Below are 2,754 nucleotides of genomic sequence, written 5' to 3' on the forward strand. Positions count from 1 at the left end.
GGAGTAACCGGCGGCGTAGAGGTGGGCCAAGAGGTCGATGGCCCCGGGCAGTGGACTGCCACCGGCGCCACAGGCACGGGAGGTGCTGACGAGGCAGCCGTCCACGTCCAGCATCCAGCCGCGAGAGGAGGTGACGGAGTCGAGGTCACCCGGTCCCGGGACGAAACCGTTGACGAGGGACGGCTGCACGGTTCCGGTCGTGGCCGGGGCGCCCGACGCGGGTGCGGAGGAGGCGGTCGAGGGGGTACTCATGCTGGCTCCTGGGCGTCGTGCCGGTTGGTGGAGGCGCCTGCAGGGGTTCCTGCGGGGGTGGCATTCCGGCGCAGGGAGAACGTGGTCTCACCGTCGGAGAGGGAAATCGACGTGGTCCGCGAGCTCGTGCCGATCGAGGACAGCAGGGTCTTCAGGGTGCGGGCCGGGGCGGTGCGGGCTGCCTCGTACATCGCGTTGACCTGTTCACCGGGCATCACCGCTCGCAGCAGCAGTTCCTCGTCCCCGAGGTTCTCGCCGAAGCGGTGCCGCAGGTCCTTCAGCGTGACGGACTGGCCGTCGTCGGGAACCTGGCGCCCGCGTTCCGTGGCCAGGGAGCGGTCCTTCAGCGCGGGCTCCACCTCGCCGGGCAGGGGGCCGAAGTCCCCGCGGATCAGGTCGATGACCTCGTCGGCGACCTGCTTGTAGCGTTCGCCTGTCATCACGTTCAGGGTTGCCTGAGTGACGATGTACTGCGCGAACGGGGTCATCACGATCGGCCAGCCGAGGTCCTGGCGGACCTGCACGGACTCCTCGATGACGGCATCGAAGAGGTGCTCCTGCCGGATCTCGCGCAACTGGCGCCGAGTGGTCGACTGCACGCCGCCGGGGATGTTGTGGCGGTAGAAGGCCTCGTCATACTCGTTGGGGACGCCCATAGGCAGATTCTTGAGCTTCGCCTGACGCTGCAGGTAGGCGCTGGCCGCGGCCATGGCGTCCGTGTCCACGTCCACCTCGTGGCCGCGCGCTCGCAGGTTCGCCACGAGCCGCTGGGCCTCGGGGTGCGATGGGCCGTTGGCCAGGGGCGGCAGCGCACTGTGGAGCGTCGTCACCCCGAGGTCCGCTGCCTCCAGCAGGACCAGCGGGGACAGCCCGGTGGTGGCGTGCGAGTGGATCTCCTGCAGGCCGTGTCGCGGCATGGCCTGCTGTAGGTGCGGGACCAGCTGACGCACGCGGTCGATCGTCAGCAACCCGGAGGGGTCCTTCAGGTAGAAGCCGTCGATGTGATCGGAGGCATCCAGCTCGGCGGCGCGGTCCATGAAGTACCGGTCCGTGTGCACCGGGCTGGTGGTGTAGCAGATCCCGCCGATGACCTCCTCGAAGCCGACGCGCTTGGCCATCGCGGCGATCTTCGCGGCCGAGGCCATGTCATGCATCGGGTCGATGACCCACATCTTGGTGATGCCGTTGCGGGCCAGGACGGAATAGGCCAACTCCAGCACGGCGTCCGGGGTGCGGTGGAAGGTGATGAACCGCTTACCGGTGGTGAGGAAACCGAGCTGGGTGTTGCGGGCCCGGTCCCGGGCGGCCCGTACCCGCTCGAAGGGGTCCTCGCGGTGGTAGCGGACGGCCGTGGCCAGGATGGTGGAGGTGGCCAGCTCGAGGGTGCGGTAGCCGACCCGGTCCAGGTCCGGGACCGCGCCCTCGATCATTCGGGTGGTCACGCCCGTGGCGCCCCACAGGGACTGGTTGCCGTCCCGCAGGGAAACGTCTACGAGGCTGATCTCGCTCATGCGTGGACGTCCTCTCGGGTGCTGGTGAGGTTATCGATCTCATGGTTGAGCCAGTGCGTGGTGACGCTGTTGCCCCGGTAGTCGGGGTGAGCCAGGATGCACTGCAGCAACGGCAGGGACGTGGTGATCCCCTCGACGGTGAAGTGCTCGAGCACGTGTTCCATGCGCTGGATCGCAGTGGCCCGGTCCGGCGCCCAGACGATCTGCTTGCCCATCAGCGCGTCGTAGTACGGCGGGAACAGGTAGCCCTCGTAGAGGTGCGAGTCCAGGCGGGAGCCACCGGCCGCCCCGGGGGACCAGCGGGTCACCCGCCCGGGGGAGGGGGCCAGCCCGCGGTCGGGGTTCTGGGCGCTGATGCGGCACTCCACGGCGTGCCCGGTCAGCTGCACGTCGGCCTGGGTGATCTCCAGCGGAACACCCAGGGCTGCCAGGATCTGCTGGCGGACCAGGTCCACTCCCGTGACGGCCTCCGCGACCGGGTGCTCGACCTGCAGCCGGGGGTTGACCTCGAGGAAGGCCAGCTCGTCCCGGTCGACGTCGTAGAGGAACTCCACCGTGCCCAGGCCCACGTAGTCCAGGGCCTCGGCGATCCGCAGGGCGCTGGCGTGCAGCAGCTCCCGGGTGGACTGCGGCAGGGCGGCGCAGGGCGCCTCCTCGACGACCTTCTGGTACCGGTACTGCACGGAGCACTCGCGCTCGCCCAGCTGGACGCGGTTCCCGTGGCGGTCGCCGAGGATCTGCACCTCCACGTGCTTGGCGTCGGTGACGAAGCGTTCGAGGAACACGAGGCCGTTGCCGAAGGAAGATGCGGCCTCGGAGGAGGCCAGCTGCCACGCGTCCTGGAGGTCCGCGGCGGACTCCACCAGCTTCATGCCGCGGCCGCCACCGCCGTAGGCCGCCTTGACCAGGACGGGGTAGCCGATCCGCTCGGCCAGGGCGCGGACCTCCTCCACGGACTCGGCGGTGCCCCCGGCGGACACGGGCACGCCCA

The 2,754-nt window shown here is 69.8% G+C and carries 3 protein-coding genes; all 3 read right to left on the minus strand.

Annotation, left to right across the window (positions count from 1 at the left end; genetic code table 11):
• On the minus strand, positions 1-252 hold a 252-nt coding region (locus Q0283_RS11275), incomplete at its 3' end, for a hypothetical protein (protein WP_298044701.1).
• Entirely contained in the window at positions 249-1,763 is a 1,515-nt protein-coding gene (locus Q0283_RS11280; RefSeq protein WP_298044702.1) for a pyruvate/oxaloacetate carboxyltransferase, read from the minus strand. The genes Q0283_RS11275 and Q0283_RS11280, both read right to left, overlap by 4 nt.
• The coding region (locus Q0283_RS11285) for an ATP-grasp domain-containing protein (RefSeq protein ID WP_298044703.1) at positions 1,760-2,754 on the minus strand (995 nt) is incomplete at its 5' end. The genes Q0283_RS11280 and Q0283_RS11285, both read right to left, overlap by 4 nt.

Origin of the sequence: uncultured Citricoccus sp. (assembly GCF_937871995.1) — a bacterium.
In the GTDB taxonomy this organism is placed as follows: domain Bacteria; phylum Actinomycetota; class Actinomycetes; order Actinomycetales; family Micrococcaceae; genus Citricoccus.

What these genes read in the sequence shown, in the direction of transcription:
- Q0283_RS11280 (WP_298044702.1), bottom strand. Translation starts at nt 1,763, where the DNA reads ATGAGCGAGATCAGCCTCGTAGACGTTTCCCTGCGGGACGGCAACCAG.